The following is an 18,975-nucleotide window of genomic DNA, read 5'->3' as shown; positions in this document are numbered from 1 at the left end:
CGAATTATTGAACATAAACATAATTTTTTTATATGCCCCGTAACTTTTTTATTTGTTTAATCGTTAATTAAGTAAGCGCTGAAAAGGAGTGGTTATTTTGTGCACAAAAGTAACTCATATTTTAAAGAATCATATCGATATGAATCATTCAAATATAAACTTTTTAATTGAGCAATATGGAGAATTGAAAAGGTACTGTACATTTTTAACGAAAAACAAATGGGACGGCGAAGATCTTGCTCAAGAAACAGTTTGTAAAGTTCTTCAAAAATATAGTAATAAAGATATTTGTATGACGCTTGTATATAAAATAGCTAGAAATCGCTGGATAGACCAGATGAAATCAAAATCAGTCCATGAAAAAATAAAGGAACAAATTATTTTTGATGCCCCACAAGAGAACATTGCAGATTTGCATGAAATGGTAGGGAAAGTATTATCGTCATTAAATGTACAACAATCCACAATTTTATTATTAAAAGATGTTTTTCAATATAGTATCGCTGATATTGCTAAAGTATGTTCCGTATCAGAAGGTGCAGTAAAAGCCTCTTTATTTCGGAGTAGAAATAGGCTGAAAACTGTAAGCGAAGAAGGGATAGAGATTGTCGAATTCACAGATGATATTGAAGTTGTAGTAACGTCTATTCGTGAGGAGAGACCAGAATTATTAACGAAACTCCTTCCGACAATAGATTTTACTAAGTTACCATCTATACAGCCAGTCTTATTGTTTTATGCGAAAAACCCTTCTTCCTACAGTTGTATGCTTTGCGTTGCATAACAATTATTGGAGGGATTTAAAATGAATGCAATTCCATATGTAGTAGAACAAACGAAATTAGGAGAACGTTCCTATGATATATATTCAAGGTTATTAAAAGATCGTATTATTATTATCGGTTCAGAAATAAATGATCAAGTAGCGAGTAGTGTCGTAGCTCAATTATTATTTTTAGAAGCGGAAGATGCAGAGAAAGATATATATTTATACATCAATAGCCCAGGTGGTTCAACAACAGCGGGTTTTGCCATATTAGATACGATGAATCTCATTAAACCAGATGTACAAACGCTATGCATGGGATTTGCAGCATCATTTGGTGCATTGTTATTATTATCAGGTGCAAAAGGAAAACGGTTTGCGCTCCCTAACAGTGAAATTATGATTCATCAGCCACTTGGTGGTGCGCAAGGCCAGGCAACAGAAATTGAAATAACAGCGAAAAGAATACTAAAGTTAAAGCGTGATATTAATAAAATGATTGCAGAAAAAACGGGGCAATCGATTGAAAGAGTAGCACATGATACAGAAAGAGATTATTTTATGACTGCTGAAGAAGCGAAAGAATATGGGATTGTAGATGATGTTGTTACGAAAAAATAAGATAAAACAGGCTAGAGGAATAGCATATCCTCTAGCCTGTTTTATTAATCTTTTACCCATTCATCAACTAGCGCTTGATTCTTTTCAATCCATTTGCGCGCCGCTTCTTCAGGGTCTTTCGTTTTATTTAACATGACCATTAATGTACCAAGTTGTTCATCGTTCATTTTCCATTTGTCAAAGTATTTCACGATATCTGGATAATCTTTTTCGAAACCTTTACGAACAGAGTAATAAATATCATCTTTTTCACCATATACTTTCTTAGGGTCTTTTAAATATTTTAAGTCAAATTCTGAAAAGCCCCAATGCGGATTCCAAAGCGTAACAGCGATTGGTTTCTTTTTCGTATATGCTTTCTTTAATTCACTCATCATCGCAGCTTCAGAAGATTGGACAAGTTTTAGTTTAATATCATATTCCTTCATCGCTTTATTTGTTAAATTCATAAGACTACTACCGGGTTCGATACCGACAATTTTGTTATCTAGTTCATCTTTATGAGCATTTAAATCCTCAATACTGTTAATGTTTTTCATATAAGAAGGGACGACAAGGCCAAGTCCAGTACCTTCATACCATTTTGATTTTAAGACTATATCATCTTTATAACGAGCATTTAGCGGTTTATCCGTAACAGGTAGCCATACTTCTAAATTAGCATCAACATCACCGCGAGCAACGCCAGTCCAAATTGCAGCTTTTTCTAAGTACATGAGCTCAACTTTGTAACCTTTTTGTTCTAATAAAACTTTCCACATGTTTGCCGTTGCAATGTTTTCTTTCCAACTTGTTACACCAAGTTTAATTTTTCCTTTCGAATTTGCATTTGTTGCATTACATGAAGAGAATATCATAGTAATAAATAATGCAAGGCATATAAGCCATATTTTCTTTTTCATCGAAACCCTCCTAAGAAATGTTTGCCTTTTTAAATAAATGTATAAGTAAGCATTCTTATTATGAACGGAAACGCGAATTTTAAAGAAATCTCATGAATGTCATTTTTATGTAATATTTCTTTGTAAAATCGCAACACTATATGAATAGATGGGTAGAAAAGGAGTAGTGACATGGATAATACAAAGGTGCGTGTTGAAAACGTAACAAAAGTATTTGGGAAACACCCGCAAAGAGCGCTGTCTTTATTAAAAGAAGGAAAAAGCAAATCGGAAATTTTGAAAGAGACAGGAATGAACGTTGGTGTAAAAAAGGCAACCTTTGAAGTATATACTGGAGAGATTTTCGTTATTATGGGTTTGTCTGGTAGCGGGAAATCTACGTTAGTTCGGATGTTAAACCAATTAATTAAACCAACAGCGGGGCATATATACATAGATGGTGAAGATATCGCAACGATGGGAAAAGAAGAGTTGCGAAGAGTGAGAAGAACGAAGATGAGTATGGTGTTTCAAAAGTTCGCTTTATTTCCACATCGTACAGTGATACAAAATGTTGCGTACGGGTTAGAAATTCAAGGAGTTCCAGTAGAGGAACGAGAGAATAAAGCGTTAGAATCGCTACAGTTAGTAGGACTTGATCATCATAAAGATAATTATCCAAGTCAACTTAGTGGCGGTATGCAGCAACGTGTTGGAATCGCAAGGGCATTAACAAATAATCCAGATGTATTGTTAATGGATGAGTCATTTAGTGCATTAGACCCACTGATTCGAAAAGAAATGCAAGATGAGCTGTTAGAATTACAAGATAAAATGGAGAAAACAATTATTTTTATTACACATGATTTAGATGAAGCTCTTCGAATTGGAGATCGTATCGCATTAATGAAAGATGGAGAGATTGTCCAAATTGGAACACCGGAAGAAATTATGATGAGTCCTGCCAATGAATTTGTAGAGAAATTCGTAGCGGATGTAAATTTAGGAAAAGTAATCACGGCGGAATCTATATTAAAACGACCGGAGACTTTATTAATTGATCGTGGACCGCGTGTAGCACTTCAAATTATGAGGAACGCTGGCGTTTCTACTGTGTATGTTGTTAACAAAAAGTATGAGTTTTTAGGGATATTAACGGCAGATGATGCGAGTAAAGCCGTTCAAAAACAGTGGCCAATTGCTGATTTATTACTTACCGATATCCCGCATGTGTATTTAGATACTTTACTTGAAGAAACGTATGCGAAAATGGCGGAGATGAAATATCCGTTACCAGTAATTGATGAGAAGAAAAGGCTTAGAGGAATTATTAAACGCGAAAGTGTCATTCAAGCTCTTGCAGGTAATATTGAGGAAGAGGTGAAAGACGATGAGTAGTATACCACGTATTCCATTAGGGGAATGGGTCGATTCATTTGTTGCAAGTTTATATGAGCACCTTGAAGGCTTATTCCGAGGATTCTCTTATATTATCGGTGGATTCGTTGATTTACTCACTAATTTTTTAACAATAATACCGGCCATATTGATGATTATTATCCTTTGTTTCCTCATTTGGTACACAACGAGAAAGGTATCTTTAATTATTTTTACACTGATCGGTTTATTATTTATTTTAAATATTAACTACTGGGCACAGACGATGCAAACATTAGCACTTGTACTTACGTCTGTTATTATTTCAATTATTGTAGGAATCCCAATCGGAATTTTAGCTTCTCAAAATGAACGATTCTCAAAATTTTTAAAACCGACATTAGACTTTATGCAAACAATGCCGGCTTTCGTATATCTTATTCCTGCAATTACATTTTTCGGAGTAGGTGTAGTGCCTGGGATTATCGCATCCGTAATCTTTGCAATGCCACCGACAATTCGTTTTACTGACTTAGGAATTAGACAAGTTCCAGAAGATTTAATTGAAGCAGCGAATGCGTTTGGCTCTACCGCATCACAAAAATTATTTAAAGTACAATTACCACTCGCAACTGGAACAATCATGGCTGGTGTGAACCAAAGTATAATGCTTTCTTTATCGATGGTAGTAACAGCATCTCTTGTAGGAGCACCAGGTCTTGGAGTTGATGTATACCGTTCTGTAACACAAGTTAATATTGGAATGGGATTTGAAGCCGGACTAGCTATTGTTGTCATTGCGATTATATTAGACCGCATTACACAAGGATTTCATCAAAAAAGAAGATAAAAGGAAAACACACTTTATTATACAAAGTGTGTTTTTTTGTTCAAAAAATTACATACGAACGATAACAGAACCGCCAGCTGGTGTGCAAACTTGGTTTTGTTGTTGTTCCATTGATTTAATTAATTGATTATTTTCGTCGATTAATGAGATTAGTTTCGCTAATTGACTTTCAAGACTTGCAATACGCTGCATCATATATTCTGAATCTTGATGCAATGTATTCCTTACAGGATGGGGGGGAATGTACATATTGTTGATTTATATTTGGATTCCAATGAGGATGCATTTGAATCGTTCCTCCTTAAATAACTTACTGATATTTCTTATAGTAAATGCCTATATATATTTAATGGTTACTTGAAATTTTTTCATTATAAAGGAGTATGCACAGAAAATGGAAAATATTATATGTGAAGTTATAGTTCATTTTTTGGAAATATTCAAGTGAGATAGTGAATATATTAATACATTCAAGTAAATGTATGTTATTTAGGGAGAAATGATGGGAGGAGATGCAATTTTGGCTAAAAATAATAAAAGGAATGATGCCTTGGCAATAGGTGTCGGTATAGGGGTTGTAATCGGTGTATTTCAAGGTTTTTTTACTAATAATTTAGTAATCGGAATTGTGATTGGAATCGTAATTGGGATTGCGTTTTTGAAGAAATAATAAGGTGCAAATTTATTTCAAAAATTGCCGAATTGAAAGAATGAATTTTTGGAATATAAATCCTATTTTTCCTTTTTTTATGATATTATTAATAAAAAGGATGGTGATGGATATGTCAACAAATAATCAAGTAGAACGAAAATGCTTTATTTGCGAGAAACATAAAGGAAATATTACAGTTCCAGGTGGAGCTATTTATGAAGATGAACTCGTTTATGTTGGACATGTCCACTGGGATAGTGAAGAAACATACCTTGGTTATGTAATGATAGATATAAAAAGACATATACCTGGTCTTGCTGAACTAACAGATGAGGAAGCGAAAACGTTCGGACTTATAACAAGTAGAGTAAGTAAAGCGTTAAAAGAAAGCGAAGGTGCAGAGCATATTTACACTTTTGTTTCAGGAAATGGTGTACCACATATGCACATGCACATCATACCGCGTTATCCAAATACACCCAAAGAATTTTGGTCACCAACTGAAGTAGCGAAATGGACTGATGCGCCATATGGTGACGAAGAGAAAATTAAAAAAATATGTGAAAGAATACGAAAGTATATGGTAAATGAGTATGCATACAACAAATAATAGACAATATTCATGGGTTGGAAATACAGAAATGTGTTTAGGAGAAATTTCAGTTAAACAATATGGTGACATTGTACTTGGAAAATACGGCGGGAATATAAGCGCCGGAGCAAAAAAGAACGAAGATGGTGCGTTAGTTTGGTCAAATGGTGATTGGGAATTAGCAGCTATTTTAGATGGACATAATAGTGCGGAAAGTGTTGATTTAGTAGTAAATACAATCCAAAAAGAATATGAAAATATAAAAGTAATGATGAATGAATCAATTGATACAGTATTTCGATCTGTTGAAAATCATCTACTTACAATCTTTCAATCCCTCTCATTTAAAGAAAAGTGCAAAAGAGTAAAAGGGGAAACAGCGTGCTTAATATGTGTAAGAAAAGAAAACTACATATGGTGGTTATCTATTGGTGATTGTTTAGTTTATGTATTTCATGAAGAGTTACATAAGTTAGGACAATATGCATTAAATCAACGTCATTTTTACGAATGGATTGGAAATATAAACACATTTAATTTACCAGTCCCTTGCTATTCAACAGGAATTCGTGAATTACGTGCTGGAAAGAATCGAATTGTAATAGTCACAGATGGGGTATTAGAATGCGGGGAACGTCATTATGAAACACCATTGAATCTGTATAATGATATGAACGAAAGTAATGTAGAACTAAAAGAAAATGTTCATAATGTTTTAGAACACGTTCATCAGCAATTAGGGAGAGATAGTGCGACTATTATTAGTTGGGACGTAGAGAACAAAATGAGTACTACGTATCCGAGTGATCAGCCGGAGAAAATCCAGACGATAAGATAAAGGAGGTGATCTCTCTAATGCATGTGAAAGTAATTGTATTAGTTTTATGGATCATATTCTTATTTGTTTTAGAAAATATAGTGAGAAAAAGGCTAAATATACCGAAACAAAAAGGATGGAATAATAAATATGTAAATAAGCTGCATAAATGGGGAAACAGGATTATTATTTTTTCGTATATAGTAGTTATAATTATATGTTCTTCTCTTTCGAACCCTCTATACATGGGCTTCCTACCCTTTCTGTTTTTAATTACGTTGTATAGTTTCGAATCATATATGGAATGGAAATATGATAGAGAATCAAGGGAGTTTTTGATGTCCTTAGGCGGAGTTGTATCACTATTGATAACGGGGATAATTCTATATTTCCTTATTTAATACGTATTGATTAAGACACTATGGCAATATCACAAAATGAGCAATTATAGGGAGAGAAGAAATGAAAAGTCCTCGATTACGTGCTGAAGTAATGATTTTAAATGAAGATCATTCTAACGTACTTGTACAATGTGATTTAAGAGAAACATTTTATCGTTTTCCAGGAGGTTACATTGAATTTGGTGAAACAGCAAAAGAAGCAATAGTAAGAGAATTAATAGAAGAATACAATTTGAAGATTGATGTTCAAGAATTGGCCGTAGTAAATGAACATATTTTCGAGTGGGACAACGAAAAAGGACATCATTGTACATTGATACATAGGGGAATTGTTAAAGACCGGGGAATAAATGAAATTAGACATAAAGAATATGAGGATATTATATTAATTTGGAAAAATATAAATGAATTAAAGGAGAGGTCCACATATCCTGAAGGAATTGTAAGTTATTTAGAAGAGAATAAACGTAATATAGTCCACTCTATTTCTAAAAATAAATAAAGTAATAATAGGGGGGATAACAATGGGTATTTCTACAATCTTGATTATTATTATTGGACTGGCTATAGGTGGTTACTTTTTAGAACAGTGTTTAAGAATAAAATTAAATATGGAGAAAAGAGGCTTCTTCGGATATAAGCATGTGAATAGTTTACATGTAAAAATAGAAATAGGACTTATTATTATTTATATAATAGGTAGTTGTTATTATATGTTTAAATTTGAAAACTCTAAAATGGCTTATGTCATGTTCATTTATTTAGGGATATCATCGACTTTAAGAGCATGGATGGAATGGAAGTATGATAGAGAATCAAAAGAATATATACTCTCGATAACGGGAATGGTTGCATTTATATTGATGCTCTCAATACTAGTTTATTTCGTTCCACCTGCTGCATAATAAGGTGATTATTGATGGTACAAATCAAGAGTTAACTAATAAATAAGAAACCATTGAGTAGTAAATGGTTTCTTATTTAAATTTATCATTTATTTTAGCTATAATAGATGTAACGAAATTTGTTTTATCCTCAGCATATTTATGTTTATCATTAGGATTAGCTTGTGAAAGTTGAATCTTTAACTGTTCATACTGTATACGAGAAGTTTTATTGTCTATTAAGTAATCTCTGAATTGTAATTGTTCTATTAAATATGTATTTCCTTGTTCATACATATGAATTTGATGAGTTCGTGGTTCTCCTTTATTAAAATAATATCGTTCAGGTAGTACATCTTTTCTGTATTTATAGTTTAGCAGTTCTAACTTTTTAATACATGTTAAACCGTCCGTATAATCTTCTAATTCGATTGCAATATCAATAATTGGCTTTGCACTTAAATGTGGAATAGAGGTACTACCAATATGGTGTATTGCTAAAATATGTTCGCCAATTTGTTCCTCAATGAATTGTTTCTCTTTCATAAATTCAATTTCCCATTGTTCAGTCCACGGAACTAAAAACACTTTTCCATACGGTAAACCTAACATTTAATTAGCACCTCTTTCACAATGTTTATCAAAAAAGTTAACTACATTTTCTTAAAGGTTCTCAATACAAGGTATTCCCACAATCTCCAAGGAAGAATCCTCTTCGCAAAGATCATAAATTTTACACCTTTTCCAATTGGATATCGTAAATTCGTACGCTTAGATTCAGCAATTTCTACAATTTTATTAGAAACATCTATCGGATTACCAAATGTATCGCTGCCGCTATTAATATGTTTTTGTATTTTATCCATATATTCTTTGTAAGGAGAAGTAGTTTCAGATTGGTTTGTAGCTAGTTGTTTACCCACTTCCCATATATTCGTGTTATAAGAACCTGGTTCCACTAATATAACATCTATTCCGAACGGTTTTACTTCTAAATGAAGTGATTCACTCCAGCCTTCTAACGCATATTTTGAAGAAACGTAAGGAGATAGACCAGGGAATCCAACTTGACCACTAATGCTGCTTATATTTATGATTTTTCCACTTTTTTGTTCTCTCATATAAGGTAATACAAGTTGAGTAATTGATATAGCTCCAAAAAGGTTCGTTTCAAATTGTTTACGGTATTCCTCTACTGGAATTTCTTCTACAAAGCCCCCATGTGCATATCCTGCATTATTAATGAGAAGATCTACTCTATTTATTTCTTTTAAAAATAATTGAAAGTTATGTATAGAGTTTTGATCGGTTACATCTAATGGTTGAATTTTGATGTTTTGTTGTAAGTTCAGTTTAGTAGCTTGAGATATTAAATCTTCTTGTTTATTAAGGTTTCGCATTGTAGCTATGACTAAATAGTCTTTTTTCGCAAGCTCAAGTGTTGTTAAAAGACCGAAACCACTTGAAGCCCCGGTTATAACTGCGATTTTTTTATCCATTTTCCGCCAGCTTTCTTTTTCTTTTATCATAACGAGTTATGATAAGAAAATCTATTATTCTTACATTCGTTTTGAGAGCAATACCCGTTAATTCTATATTCTATGAGATTTTTAAAAAAGGGAATTATAAAGACTCAGCGTATATAGAGAAGTGAGTATGAATATGTTAATGAAATGAGGGGAAAAAATGGCCCATGTGAAAGATGTTTTAGCAGATCAATTATTAGCGAATGCAAACGATCCTAGTTGGTATATTCCATTTTCAGATGCAGTGAAAGATCTACCTGAGAGAGAAGCTTTCTGGAAACCGAATGAAGAGAGTAATAGTATAGCTGAAATTGTACAACATTTACTGTATTGGAATTCAACGTGGCAAACTAGGTACAAAGAATCGAATGTGGATGCCGTGCCCGCTATTGGTGATAATAACAAAAGTTTTATGCTTTCAAATAATCAAACCTTCGATGAGTTAAGAGAAAAACTACTAGAGAAATTGTTACAATGGCAAAAGCTTATAAATGAAGAGAAGGTTGAAAGTGATGTAGTTGGATTTCCTGTTTCTGCAAAGTGGTGGGAAATATTAGCAAATGTAACAACTCATAACGCTTATCATATTGGTCAAATTATTTACATCCGGAAGTTACAGAAGAGTTTTGATAATGAATAAGATAATCATTCTAACATTAAGTGAACAAAAGTGGACAAAACGAGACATATGTCTCATTTTGTCCACTTTTTTATTTCTAAAGGAAAGAGAAAACCGATGAAATCAATGATTAGAATTTGGCACAGTACTTGCAATATAAAAGATGAACAAGAAAATAGGAGGGCTGGACATGTTAAAAACAACTGAAAGTAAAGGGAATGAAATTACGAAAGAACAAGCTCGTTGGATGTATGAAAAAATGTTAGAGATTCGTAAGTTTGAAGATAAGGTGCATGAATTATTCGCCCAAGGCGTTCTGCCAGGTTTCGTTCATTTATACGCAGGTGAAGAAGCGGTAGCAGTTGGTGTATGTGCCCACTTAACGGATCGTGACAGTATTACAAGTACGCATAGAGGACATGGACATTGTATCGCAAAAGGCTGTGATTTAAACGGGATGATGGCTGAACTTTTTGGGAAAGTGACAGGGTTATGTAAAGGTAAAGGCGGTTCCATGCATATTGCCGATTTAAATAAAGGAATGCTTGGTGCAAATGGGATTGTAGGCGGAGGTTTTCCACTTGCTTGCGGCTCAGCATTAACAGCTAAATATAAAGGAACGAAAGATGTGAGTGTTTGCTTCTTCGGTGACGGAGCAAATAATGAAGGGACATTTCACGAAGGGGTTAACTTAGCAGCGATTTGGAAGTTACCAGTTATTTTTATCGCCGAAAATAACGGTTACGGTGAAGCAACGACATTTGAATATGCGTCAAGTTGTGATTCCATTGCAGATCGAGCAAAAGCTTACAATATTCCAGGTGTTCAAGTGGATGGAAAAGATTTACTTGCAGTATATAAAGCCGCGGAAGAAGCAGTAGAACGTGCGCGTAATGGTGGTGGTCCAACAATAATTGAATGTATGACATATCGCAATTACGGTCATTTCGAAGGTGAAGCACAAACGTATAAAACTTCAGAAGAAAAAGAAGAACATTTAAATGAAAAAGATGCGATTGTGAATTTCCGTAAGCATTTAATTCATGAAGCGCTATTAACTGAATCTGAACTTGTCGATATGGAAAAGGCAGTAGATGAAGCAGTGCAAAGATCAATTGAATTTAGTGAAAATAGTCCATATCCAGAGGATGAAGAATTATTAAAAGATGTATACGTTTCTTACAAATAAGAGGAGGGTGAAAAATAATGACTAGAACAGTAAGTATGTCAACTGCAATTAATGAAGCGATGAAAATATCAATGCGTCGTGATGAAAATGTAATTTTAATCGGAGAAGATGTTGCAGGCGGTGCACAAGTTGATCACTTGCAAGACGATGAAGCATGGGGCGGTGTGCTTGGTGTTACGAAAGGCCTTGTACAAGAATTTGGTCGAAATCGTATTTTAGATACACCTATTTCAGAAGCGGGTTATATGGGAGCGGCGATGGCAGCTGCTGCAACAGGATTACGTCCGATTGCTGAATTAATGTTTAATGATTTTATCGGTAGTTGTCTTGATCAAGTATTAAACCAAGGCGCAAAGTTCCGCTACATGTTCGGTGGTAAAGCGAAAGTGCCAGTTACAGTACGTACGATGCATGGTGCTGGTTTTAGCGCAGCGGCACAGCATTCACAAAGTTTATATGCGTTATTTACGAGCATTCCAGGTATAAAAGTTGTCGTTCCTTCTACTCCGTATGACGCAAAAGGCTTATTATTAGCAGCAATTGAAGATGACGATCCAGTTATCTTCTTTGAAGATAAAACACTTTACAATATGAAAGGCGAAGTACCAGAAGAATACTATACAATTCCATTAGGGAAAGCAGATATTAAACGTGAAGGTTCTGATGTAACAATCGTCGCAATTGGAAAACAAGTTCATACAGCACTTGCAGCTGCTGAGCAATTATCGAAAAAGGGACTTGAAGTAGAAGTAATTGATCCACGTTCTTTATCACCACTGGATGAAGATACGATTTTAGCATCTGTTGAAAAAACGAATCGCCTAATTGTTATTGACGAAGCAAATCCAAGATGTAGTATCGCAACGGATATTGCAGCAATTGTAGCGGATAAAGGATTCGATTTGTTAGATGCACCTATTAAACGAATTACAGCACCACATACACCAGTTCCGTTCTCTCCACCACTTGAAAAGTTATACTTACCAACGCCGGAAAAAGTAATTGAAACCGTATCAGAAATGATCGGAGACCAATCTTTATTACATGTGTAATGAAACGATGAGAAGGGAGAGAGAAACATGGCTGTTGAAGTTGTAATGCCAAAGTTAGGTATGGCGATGAAAGAAGGTATTATTACGAGCTGGAATATTAAAGCAGGTGATAATGTAGAAAAAGGTGAACTAATTGCTAGCATTAACTCGGAAAAAATCGAAACTGAAATAGAAGCACCAGCGGATGGAACTGTCCTTGATATAGCTGTAAGTGAAGATGAGGGAGTGCCGCCGGGTACTGTAATTTGCTATATCGGTAAGCCGAACGAAAAAGTAGAAGTCTATGAAAATACAAATGTTGTAGAAGAAAAAACACCTAATGCAGAACCTAAAAATATACAACATACAGAACCATATGCGAAAGAAGTAGCAAAGCAAAGAATCAAAATATCTCCGGTTGCGAAAAAGATTGCAAAAACTGAAAATCTTGATATTAGATCATTAATTGGTACAGGACCTGGAGGAAGAATAACAAAGGTAGATGTTTTAAAGGCACTTGAGGAAAGAGTTGCAATTCCAGAAGTACTTGAACAAGAAGAAAGTAAAGTCATTCCTGTGACTGGTATGAGGAAAGCAATCGCAAACCGTATGCATGCAAGCCTACAAAATAGTGCGCAATTAACATTAACGATGAAAGTAGATGTGACAGATTTAGTAGCTTTACATAAAGACATAGCGGAAGTTGTACAAAAACGATACGATAACAAACTAACCATTACGGATTTCGTTTCTCGCGCTGTTGTATTAGCACTTGCGGAGCATAAAGAAATGAACAGCGCTTATATAGATGATGCAATTCATCAATTTGAACATGTTCATTTAGGCATGGCAGTCGCGTTAGAAAAAGGATTAGTCGTTCCGTCTATTCGCTTTGCTAATAATTTATCTTTAGTAGAGTTATCTAAAGAAATTAAAATTGTGGCACAAAAAGCAAGAGAAGGTAATTTAAGTAGTGACGATATGCAAGGGACAACCTTTACAATTAGTAATTTAGGTAGCTTTGGGATTGAATATTTCACACCAGTATTAAATACACCTGAAACTGGTATTTTAGGTGTTGGTGCAATTGAACATGTTCCTGTATATAAAGGGAAAAAATTAAGAAAAGGAAGTATGTTACCTTTAAGTTTAACATTCGATCATCGTGTATTAGACGGCGCACCAGCAGCTGCATTTTTACGCACAATTAAACGTTATTTAGAAGAACCTGTAACAATTCTTTTATAAAGAGAAGGTGAGAGAATGAGTAAATTAGTCGTTATTGGAGGCGGACCTGCTGGCTATGTAGCGGCAATTACCGCGGCTCAAAATGGGAAAGATGTCACTCTTATTGATGAAGCTGATCTTGGCGGGACTTGTTTAAATGTTGGTTGCATGCCTACAAAATCATTGTTAGAAAGTGCGGAAGTGCATGACATTGTGAGAAAAGCGAATAATTACGGAGTTACGCTTAACAAAGGAAGTATATCAATTGATTGGAAGCAAATACAGGCGAGGAAATCACAGATCGTAACGCAGCTTGTCCAAGGAATTCAATATTTAATGAAGAAAAATAAAATAAAAGTTATACAAGGTAAAGCGAAATTTGAAACGGATCACCGTGTACGAGTTACACACGGTGATAAAGTAGATGGAGACCAGTTCATTATAGCAACAGGTTCAGAACCGACTGAATTACCTTTTGCTCCATTTGATGGGAAGTGGATTTTAAATAGTAGCCATGCAATGTCCCTAGAAAATATACCGAAATCATTATTAATCGTTGGCGGTGGTGTAATAGGTTGCGAGTTTGCAAGTATTTATAGTCGTCTTGGAACAAAAGTTACGATTGTTGAAATGGCACCGCAATTATTACATGGTGAAGATGAAGATATCGCACATATTTTAAGAGATAAACTAGAAAATGATGGCGTAGAAATATTTACAGGAGCTGCTTTAAAAGGATTAAATAATTATAAGAAGCAAGCTTCATTTGAATATGAAGGAAGTATCCAAGAAGCCAATCCGGAATATGTTCTCGTTTCTGTCGGCCGAAAACCACGTGTACAAAAATTAGATTTAGAAAAAGCAGGTGTTCAATTTTCAAATAAAGGAATTTCTGTGAATGAACATATGCAAACAAATGTATCACATATTTACGCAGCAGGTGATGTGATTGGTGGAATACAACTTGCTCACGTTGCTTTCCATGAAGGAACGACAGCAGCGTTACATATGAGTGGAGAAGATGTGAAAGTTAACTATCATGCAGTACCTCGATGTATATACACATCCCCAGAAATCGCAAGTGTTGGTTTAAACGAAAAAGATGCAAGAGAACAATACGGTGATATTCTTATAGGAGAATTTCCTTTTACAGCGAACGGAAAGGCGCTTATTATTGGAGAACAAACGGGTAAAGTAAAAGTTATCGTGGAACCTAAATATCAAGAAATTGTTGGGATTTCTATTATCGGTCCTCGTGCAACCGAACTAATCGGACAAGGAACTGTAATGATTCATACAGAAGTTACCGCTGATATTATGAGAGATTATATTGCAGCGCATCCAACTTTATCTGAAGCGATTCATGAAGCGTTATTACAAGCTGTAGGGCATGCTGTACATGCTTAAATAGAAAATTAATAAACCACTATTCTCTAAATGAATAAGAGAATAGTGGTTTGAATTTTTACAGGGAAAATTGAATATCTTATTATTTTTTTACGTCAATCGCTGAAGTAATATCGTTCCAATCAGCAGCTAAATTAGCAGTTTTACCGTACCAATCAGCATGTTTGAATACAACACCTTTTCCATAGCCTTGTGTTGAAGTATGCTCCCAAAGTGTCGTTGAATAACTTGCTGAAGGCGATGCTGTACTTACAGAAGAAATTCTGTCATTCCAGCTAGAAGGTAAGTTTTTAAAACCGCTGCTCCAGTAAATATATTGGCCACCTTTATCTTTATGTTCATAAAAATCAGTACTACCAGCACCGCTACCTAAAGGATTAATTTTATTTTTAAGTACTTTTTTATCCTTTTCAATATAAGCATCTAATGTTTCGCGGCTAGTAAAACCGTAAGCTAACCAATCTCCATTTTCATTTTGCTCTGGTAATACCATAGTAATTTGGATATCTTTCTTGTCCTGATCACTTAATTTTGTAAGTGAATTAACATTCTGTTCATCCACTTTTAAATAATCAAAAGACTTAATTGTGTTAGCTTTTTCTTCAGCACTTGCTACTCCAAGTCCTCCAGTGAATGCAAATCCCGCTACTAGTGTACCTGCTACTAATTTCTTCAACATATAACCATCCCTTTTTGTTTAGATTTTGTACAGGTGAAACTTTGTACTAGTAAAATGTATTCTAATTATCAACTATTGTAAATATTCTGAAGTTTTAGAAATAAAAGGCGGAATATTTATAGTTTTGCATTTTTTCTTTAGAAAAAATAGTTATTGGAATGATATAATAAATAGATATATTGCTTTTGTTGGATGTTAAAATGTTTTAGGAGGAAAGCCTTTGAAGTATTTCAATAAAGATTGGTATAAAGAAATGCAAGTGTCTGGATTTTTAATTTTCCCAGAAACAGTAGAAGAATGGGAAGAGATGTTACGAGAGAGCGAAAAGGTAGGAATAGATTATAAGCAAAGTTTAAGAGAAGACGTGGAAGAAAAGAAAGAAGATTTATTAAAGTTTCTCCCTAAGTCATTACATCCATATATTCATGACAATACAATTAATTCAGAATACCCATCGGAAAAGTTAAAGAAACTTATGCTTGAGTGGACTGAAGATTATGAGAAAAGAATGAATGATTTAGAACAAGCTTGTATAGATAATTATAATATTATAAAAGAAAAGCTCGCGCAGAACGTCGTTAAACTACATGAATACTCACTACATGACAGTGTAGTCAAATCAGTAGAGAGATTATCAAAAGATACGCTAATTATTACTTTGGATTGCAGCGGCACGTTCAGTGAATTTGATAAACTGCAAGTAACTTTTATAGGGGTAACGAAATGTTCTATTCCGGAAGATTTTGAAGGTGCATGGTGGTTATGTCATGAAATAGATCTTACGAATGAAGGGTTCGAATTGGGTGTTTTATTCGATTGTCCATTTGAAGAAGTGACGATTTGTGCAAAAGACGTACTGCTTGAGATAAGTAACTAGTAAACTTTATAAATAAAAAAACAGTCTTATATGACTGTTTTTTATTAAGATGCTAAATTATCAAGTTTCCAATATGTATCTGTTAACGGCGCAGCTTTACTATCTATGAATAAATACATATTATTTAAATCTTTTGGAGAAGATTTCATATTAAATACAATGTCGGTAGTTAAAGAAAACTCAGAAGGAACCTTTTTAGCATTTTCATTTTGTATAACTTCACCTTCGTATTTTTCACCCGTTTTTTCATCTTTTATGAAATATTTTATTTCTGAAAGATCTATCGTTTGTCCGTCAGTACGAGCATTATTTATAGTAACTCGAGCTGTGAGACGCCACTCTTGGTCTATTTTTTCGAATTTAGCATTTTCAACAGTTGCTCTATAGTATTCATTTTTAACTATTTCCCCATAGTGCATTGCATCCTTTTCAAGAGCGCTCTTTTCTTGTTTCGGTGCAGTATTCCCATTACATCCTGCCATTAGTCCTGTAAATAATAATGCTGTACAAGTTACTTTAATTATAGATTTCATAATAATTCCTTTCTGTGTTAAAAAGTAAAACATAGGAATAATTTTACATCAATAGGAAGTTAAATGGAAGTATGTTTGTGGAATATACAAATATACATTTATTTCGTTCTGAAGTTAACGGAATAGAAAGAGGGGAAAAGCTGAATAAAACGGAGTGAATAAGAATTGAAAATATTGTAAAACGGAAGAGACATGCATATAATTAAAATAAGGATGAGATTTCAGAATCTTCAATAACGGCGGTGGGTATATGTTTACTGAAGAGCGTAGAGAGAAAATTTTGGAGTTACTTAAGAAAGATGGAAGGGTAATTGCTAAAGATCTTGCGGAAAGTTTCGATATGTCTATTGATTCGATAAGAAGAGATTTATCTATTATGGAGAAGGATGGCTTGTTAAAAAGAACGCACGGAGGTGCAATCGAACTGACGCGAGTGAGAAACTTAGCTGCCGAACCAACGAAACGTTATCGTGATATTTCAATAGAGGAAGATGCGATTGCGAAAGTTGCTGTATCCTACATACAAGAAGGTGATTCCGTTTTTATTGGTGGGGCTTCTATTCATTATGCCATGTTAAAATACTTACCTGAAATGTCATTTACAGTGATTACGAATGCTTTAGAAATTGCTAGTACCTTACGGGAATATAAGAACATTGATACATACTTAATTGGTGGAAAGGTGAAACCATCAGGGAATATGACAGATACACTTGCCACTGAAATGATAAGTAGATTATCTATTGATCTCTATTTCTCTACAGGTGGTGGCATTTCATTGAACGGTATAAGTACTGCAACTCCGGAAGTTGCTTATTTTGGAAAAAGAGTAAGTAAAATTGCTAGAAGAAATATTTGTTTAGCTCCTCATAAGAAACTTGGAAGAGACTGCTTTATAAAAGGAGAGTCACTGATAGAAATTGACCTTATAATAACAGATGAAGAAGCTAGTAAAGAAACGATTCAACAATTTGAGAAACAGGGTAAAGAAATTATAATCGCATCAATAGACTGCATTTAAAAGGAGTTTGTAATGATTATAAAAGGACAAGAGTTTCATATAAATGGATTAACTTATACAATTCGTTCTGCATCTGAAACGGATGCTGAGCAGTTATCAGAAATTAGAGTTCAGATCGATGGCGAAACTGAAAATATGGATAGAGAAGCTGGAGAGGGATTTATAAATAAGATAGGGTTTCAAAAAATAATAAAAACAGATAGTGAAGAGATAAAGAATCTGTTTTTAGTTGCAGAAGTGCACAACCAAATCGTAGGATTTTCAAGATGTGAAGGATCAAATTTGAAGAGATTATCCCATAAGGTAGAATTTGGTGTTTGTATTTTAAGAGAGTTTTGGGGATATAGAATCGGTAAGAGTCTCTTGCAACAATCTATTCAGTGGGCTGATGAAAATGAAGTGAAAAAGATATCATTACAAGTGCTAGAGACAAATGAAAAAGCTATTCAACTTTATAAAAAATTAGGTTTTGAAGTAGAAGGTATTTTGAAAAATGACAAAAAGCTGTCGGATGGGAAGTATTATAATACGGTTGTAATGGGAAGATTCATAAAAGAGGTGTAGTGGGATGTTTTACAGAAGAAAGTACTATATAGTAAAAAATGAATTTGTAGAAATATTTAATGAGCATTTTACTAACACAAACTTACCTAACCAGTTAAAGCATGGTTCCAGGCTAATAGGACGCTGGATGAAAGATAATAATGATGGTACAACAGAAATATTCGCCATATGGGAATATGACAGTTATGAACAGTATAAAGACATTGAATCAAAAATTAGAAGTGACGAGATGCATGTTAAAAGAATACAGGATTGGTATGAAAAACATGGCGGAAGAGAATATGTTTTACAGAAGTACATATTAGAGTTAAAAAATGAAGAGTTAATATGTACTGTAAAGTGATAGAGGAGTGAGGGATAGTGGGAATTAAAACAAAATTATATTTTAGTTTAGCATCCACTACTTTATTTGCAATAGCGTTGATAGTTTTCTTTATAAACGGCAATCCACAAAAGTGGTT

At 34.1% G+C, this 18,975-nt stretch carries 24 protein-coding genes and 1 pseudogene; 19 read left to right on the top strand and 6 right to left on the bottom strand.

Translation table 11 applies throughout. From position 1 onward, the window contains the following. The first annotated feature begins 97 nt into the window (after window positions 1-97). A complete protein-coding gene (locus ACU8YW_RS13765; protein ID WP_060486724.1) occupies window positions 98-784 on the top strand; it encodes an RNA polymerase subunit sigma-70 in 687 nt (228 codons plus the stop codon). 21 nt (window positions 785-805) lie between these two features. Further along, window positions 806-1,387 (top strand): ATP-dependent Clp endopeptidase proteolytic subunit ClpP, encoded by a 582-nt coding sequence (gene clpP, locus ACU8YW_RS13760; protein ID WP_000991621.1) that lies wholly within the window; start codon window positions 806-808, stop codon window positions 1,385-1,387. Between the two features lie 44 nt (window positions 1,388-1,431). On the opposite strand, the gene ACU8YW_RS13755 is transcribed toward clpP, so the two are convergent. After that, window positions 1,432-2,289 (bottom strand): glycine betaine ABC transporter substrate-binding protein, encoded by an 858-nt coding sequence (locus ACU8YW_RS13755; protein WP_048547352.1) that lies wholly within the window; start codon window positions 2,287-2,289, stop codon window positions 1,432-1,434. Window positions 2,290-2,460: 171 nt separating this feature from the next. Between ACU8YW_RS13755 and ACU8YW_RS13750 the strand changes: the two genes are divergently transcribed. After that, on the top strand, window positions 2,461-3,666 hold the full coding sequence (locus tag ACU8YW_RS13750) for a quaternary amine ABC transporter ATP-binding protein (protein WP_000370614.1): 1,206 nt from the start codon (window positions 2,461-2,463) through the stop codon (window positions 3,664-3,666). Further along, window positions 3,659-4,495, top strand: a complete 837-nt coding sequence (locus ACU8YW_RS13745; RefSeq protein WP_000095064.1) for an ABC transporter permease — start codon at window positions 3,659-3,661, stop codon at window positions 4,493-4,495. The genes ACU8YW_RS13750 and ACU8YW_RS13745 overlap by 8 nt, the downstream gene beginning before the upstream one ends. Window positions 4,496-4,543: 48 nt before the next feature. Here ACU8YW_RS13745 and ACU8YW_RS13740 read toward each other — a convergent pair. After that, a pseudogene (locus ACU8YW_RS13740) lies at window positions 4,544-4,781 on the bottom strand (hypothetical protein). A gap of 216 nt (window positions 4,782-4,997) precedes the next feature. Between ACU8YW_RS13740 and ACU8YW_RS13735 the strand changes: the two are divergent. The 6 genes from ACU8YW_RS13735 to ACU8YW_RS13710 all read left to right on the top strand — a co-directional run bounded on the left by ACU8YW_RS13735 (window position 4,998) and on the right by ACU8YW_RS13710 (window position 7,862). Continuing rightward, on the top strand, window positions 4,998-5,165 hold the full coding sequence (locus tag ACU8YW_RS13735; RefSeq protein WP_048547350.1) for a glycine zipper domain-containing protein: 168 nt from the start codon (window positions 4,998-5,000) through the stop codon (window positions 5,163-5,165). A gap of 40 nt (window positions 5,166-5,205) precedes the next feature. Next, complete coding sequence (locus tag ACU8YW_RS13730) at window positions 5,206-5,757, top strand: HIT family protein (protein ID WP_426934308.1); 552 nt, start codon at window positions 5,206-5,208, stop codon at window positions 5,755-5,757. After that, window positions 5,735-6,577 (top strand): PP2C family serine/threonine-protein phosphatase, encoded by an 843-nt coding sequence (locus ACU8YW_RS13725; RefSeq protein WP_149237305.1) that lies wholly within the window; start codon window positions 5,735-5,737, stop codon window positions 6,575-6,577. Before ACU8YW_RS13730 ends, ACU8YW_RS13725 begins: the two co-directional genes overlap by 23 nt. A 17-nt stretch (window positions 6,578-6,594) precedes the next feature. Beyond that, window positions 6,595-6,957 (top strand): DUF4181 domain-containing protein, encoded by a 363-nt coding sequence (locus tag ACU8YW_RS13720; protein ID WP_000558206.1) that lies wholly within the window; start codon window positions 6,595-6,597, stop codon window positions 6,955-6,957. Between the two features lie 61 nt (window positions 6,958-7,018). Next, complete coding sequence (locus ACU8YW_RS13715) at window positions 7,019-7,459, top strand: NUDIX domain-containing protein (RefSeq protein ID WP_088063678.1); 441 nt, start codon at window positions 7,019-7,021, stop codon at window positions 7,457-7,459. Window positions 7,460-7,481: 22 nt separating this feature from the next. Then, window positions 7,482-7,862 (top strand): DUF4181 domain-containing protein, encoded by a 381-nt coding sequence (locus ACU8YW_RS13710; RefSeq protein WP_060486726.1) that lies wholly within the window; start codon window positions 7,482-7,484, stop codon window positions 7,860-7,862. Window positions 7,863-7,934: 72 nt separating this feature from the next. Here the strand turns inward: ACU8YW_RS13710 and ACU8YW_RS13705 are convergent, their stop codons facing one another. Together ACU8YW_RS13705 and ACU8YW_RS13700 are read right to left on the bottom strand one after the other, a co-directional pair. After that, a complete protein-coding gene (locus ACU8YW_RS13705) occupies window positions 7,935-8,453 on the bottom strand; it encodes a GrpB family protein (protein WP_149237306.1) in 519 nt (172 codons plus the stop codon). Between the two features lie 41 nt (window positions 8,454-8,494). Beyond that, complete coding sequence (locus tag ACU8YW_RS13700; RefSeq protein ID WP_218943858.1) at window positions 8,495-9,340, bottom strand: oxidoreductase; 846 nt, start codon at window positions 9,338-9,340, stop codon at window positions 8,495-8,497. A gap of 187 nt (window positions 9,341-9,527) precedes the next feature. On the opposite strand from ACU8YW_RS13700, the gene ACU8YW_RS13695 reads away from it, so the two are divergent. From ACU8YW_RS13695 to lpdA, 5 genes are all read left to right on the top strand, one after another. Beyond that, window positions 9,528-10,007 (top strand): DinB family protein, encoded by a 480-nt coding sequence (locus tag ACU8YW_RS13695; protein ID WP_060486729.1) that lies wholly within the window; start codon window positions 9,528-9,530, stop codon window positions 10,005-10,007. A 169-nt stretch (window positions 10,008-10,176) separates the two neighbouring features. Further along, complete coding sequence (gene acoA, locus ACU8YW_RS13690) at window positions 10,177-11,175, top strand: acetoin:2,6-dichlorophenolindophenol oxidoreductase subunit alpha (RefSeq protein WP_060486730.1); 999 nt, start codon at window positions 10,177-10,179, stop codon at window positions 11,173-11,175. A gap of 17 nt (window positions 11,176-11,192) precedes the next feature. Further along, window positions 11,193-12,227 (top strand): acetoin:2,6-dichlorophenolindophenol oxidoreductase subunit beta, encoded by a 1,035-nt coding sequence (gene acoB, locus ACU8YW_RS13685; protein ID WP_147787639.1) that lies wholly within the window; start codon window positions 11,193-11,195, stop codon window positions 12,225-12,227. Window positions 12,228-12,254: 27 nt separating this feature from the next. After that, window positions 12,255-13,454 (top strand): dihydrolipoamide acetyltransferase family protein, encoded by a 1,200-nt coding sequence (locus ACU8YW_RS13680; RefSeq protein ID WP_426934260.1) that lies wholly within the window; start codon window positions 12,255-12,257, stop codon window positions 13,452-13,454. A 15-nt stretch (window positions 13,455-13,469) separates the two neighbouring features. After that, window positions 13,470-14,840, top strand: a complete 1,371-nt coding sequence (gene lpdA, locus ACU8YW_RS13675; RefSeq protein WP_426934261.1) for a dihydrolipoyl dehydrogenase — start codon at window positions 13,470-13,472, stop codon at window positions 14,838-14,840. Window positions 14,841-14,922: 82 nt separating this feature from the next. Here lpdA and ACU8YW_RS13670 read toward each other — a convergent pair whose 3' ends face one another. Further along, complete coding sequence (locus ACU8YW_RS13670) at window positions 14,923-15,519, bottom strand: hypothetical protein (RefSeq protein WP_087983884.1); 597 nt, start codon at window positions 15,517-15,519, stop codon at window positions 14,923-14,925. 220 nt (window positions 15,520-15,739) lie between these two features. Between ACU8YW_RS13670 and ACU8YW_RS13665 the strand changes: the two genes are divergently transcribed. Then, window positions 15,740-16,396, top strand: coding sequence for a DUF4085 family protein (locus ACU8YW_RS13665; protein WP_426934262.1), 657 nt, complete (start codon window positions 15,740-15,742; stop codon window positions 16,394-16,396). Window positions 16,397-16,440: 44 nt separating this feature from the next. On the opposite strand, the gene ACU8YW_RS13660 is transcribed toward ACU8YW_RS13665, so the two are convergent. Then, window positions 16,441-16,929 carry a hypothetical protein gene (locus ACU8YW_RS13660; RefSeq protein WP_193673683.1) on the bottom strand — a complete coding sequence of 163 codons (489 nt, stop codon included), beginning with the start codon at window positions 16,927-16,929 and terminating at the stop codon, window positions 16,441-16,443. Between the two features lie 250 nt (window positions 16,930-17,179). Between ACU8YW_RS13660 and ACU8YW_RS13655 the strand changes: the two genes are divergently transcribed. Genes ACU8YW_RS13655 through ACU8YW_RS13645 form a run of 3 tightly spaced genes read left to right on the top strand, consistent with a single transcriptional unit; the run spans window position 17,180 to window position 18,857 of the window. Next, window positions 17,180-17,950 (top strand): DeoR/GlpR family DNA-binding transcription regulator, encoded by a 771-nt coding sequence (locus ACU8YW_RS13655; RefSeq protein WP_426934263.1) that lies wholly within the window; start codon window positions 17,180-17,182, stop codon window positions 17,948-17,950. Between the two features lie 12 nt (window positions 17,951-17,962). Continuing rightward, the gene (locus ACU8YW_RS13650) at window positions 17,963-18,514 is read left to right on the top strand and encodes a GNAT family N-acetyltransferase (protein ID WP_088063670.1); all 552 of its coding nucleotides are present in this window, start codon (window positions 17,963-17,965) and stop codon (window positions 18,512-18,514) included. A 4-nt stretch (window positions 18,515-18,518) separates the two neighbouring features. Continuing rightward, window positions 18,519-18,857 carry an NIPSNAP family protein gene (locus ACU8YW_RS13645; RefSeq protein WP_098190802.1) on the top strand — a complete coding sequence of 113 codons (339 nt, stop codon included), beginning with the start codon at window positions 18,519-18,521 and terminating at the stop codon, window positions 18,855-18,857. The last annotated feature ends 118 nt before the right edge of the window (window positions 18,858-18,975 follow it).

The organism is Bacillus pretiosus (assembly GCF_052947655.1).
The sequence above is the reverse complement of the archived record's forward strand: the minus strand, read 5'-3'. Positions and strand labels throughout refer to the sequence as shown.